Below are 1,588 nucleotides of genomic sequence, written 5' to 3'. Positions count from 1 at the left end.
CACTTGCAGGTTGGTCATGCCGACATTGCCGCGCTGCCTCGGCAGACACTGTTCGATGAGAGAAAATTGTGCGGGTGTGATTTCCATGCGCAATAGTTTAACCGCTCAGATCATTAGTGTTAACAGGATCTAGTTCCGGTGACGCATAGAACGCAAGGTCAGGAGCGTCCACGTCGTCCTTGAACGCAACCACCACCAAGCGCTCGGGCTTGCCATTTAAGTTGACCGAGAACTCCCAGTTGCCGCTTGTCTCAACCGGCAACGAATCGATTGCTTGTGTGAGTGCGTCGGCGTCCAGATTGGTACTGACAGAGCTAGACAACTCATGCAGGAATGGTCCAACCCCATCCTGATCGAAGTTCATGGAAGCTTCGGAGAGGCCAGAGACGTCAATCGGCGGAGTGGATGCCGAGCAGGCTGTGCCTGATGCTAAGAGGAGAAAAGCCAGAGCTGCAACGATCTTTCTCATAGGGCCGAACGCCTGAATTAAGCCGACCCGTAAAGCGGATTCGGATTGAATAGATTGTTAGGGCCCATCCAGCGACCCCGTGGCTACGAGTATCTCGTGATAGCGCCGACTGTCTATGCCATTGGACTGCTCGATAGCCATAGGATGGCCGCTGTCCGATATAGCAACACTGGGCCGGCTGGTGCTGGCTTGAAACTGCACGAACACTCGCAGGCCAAGAGTGGATGGATAGCTTGGTATTGCATTCGCGATGGTGCCAGAAACTGGGGGCTCAGTACTCCCATCCTTGTCATACAGCTCGACATAGCTGTAGAAGTCAGGCTCTGCAACCTCTACCCAGACACCCCAGCCGTAGTAATCAGGTTGCTCGTTGAAGGGGAGCTTGAGAAGGCAGCGGATGAAGAAGCGGTTGCCTAGCTGGCAGAGATCGCTGTTGAACTTGGCTTTGTCCGATCGCTCGCCAGCTGGAATGGCCCATACATCGTCCGGGAGTGTCCAGCCACGATCCGTAGGCAAACCGACGTCCCCCCATCCTGAGTAGCGGCCGGGTCTAGAGTCCGGGGTTGATGATATCGGTGTTGGCCAGCTGTTGGGCATACGCGGACGGGGTCATGCCGCCAATTGCTTGCTTGGGTCTCTCCTGGTTGTATTCGCGTCGCCAGCGCTCGATCTCGGTGCGTGCGTGCAGCAGTGTCGGGAACCAGTGCTCGTTGAGGCATTCATCGCGCAGCCGGCCGTTGAACGATTCGACATAGGCGTTCTGATTCGGCTTGCCGGGTTGGATCAGCCGCAGCTGCACCCCATGCGCATGCGCCCAAGCGACCATCGCCTTGCCGCAGAACTCCTTGCCGTTGTCGGTGCGGATCACCTGCGGCAAGCCGCGGCTGATGGCGAGCCGATCCAGCACACGCGTCACGCCATGGCCCGAGATTGCACGCTCCACCTCGATGGCGACCGCTTCGTGTGTGGCGTCGTCCACGATCACCAGGCACTTGATCGCCCGGCCGTCGGCGGTGCGGTCGAACACAAAGTCCATCGACCACACCTGGTTGGCCTGCGATGGCCGCAGCAGCGGCTGACGCTCGCCCACTGGCACTTTCTTGCGCTTGCGGCGGCGGA

At 58.5% G+C, this 1,588-nt stretch carries 3 protein-coding genes; all 3 read right to left on the bottom strand.

Annotation, left to right across the window (positions count from 1 at the left end; all coding sequences use genetic code 11):
* Positions 1-97: 97 nt before the first annotated feature.
* Positions 98-469 carry a hypothetical protein gene (locus tag A7D16_RS20160; protein ID WP_153043206.1) on the bottom strand — a complete coding sequence of 124 codons (372 nt, stop codon included), beginning with the start codon at positions 467-469 and terminating at the stop codon, positions 98-100.
* Positions 470-526: 57 nt separating this feature from the next.
* Positions 527-985 carry a DUF2199 domain-containing protein gene (locus A7D16_RS20155; RefSeq protein ID WP_064635005.1) on the bottom strand — a complete coding sequence of 153 codons (459 nt, stop codon included), beginning with the start codon at positions 983-985 and terminating at the stop codon, positions 527-529.
* Between the two features lie 34 nt (positions 986-1,019).
* Positions 1,020-1,588 (bottom strand): IS3 family transposase (locus A7D16_RS20150; protein ID WP_064635004.1); only part of this gene is annotated, 569 nt, incomplete at its 5' end.

This window comes from Xanthomonas nasturtii, assembly GCF_001660815.1.
Lineage (GTDB): Bacteria > Pseudomonadota > Gammaproteobacteria > Xanthomonadales > Xanthomonadaceae > Xanthomonas > Xanthomonas nasturtii.
Note: the sequence above shows the minus strand (reverse complement) of the source record. Positions and strands in the feature narration are given on the sequence as shown.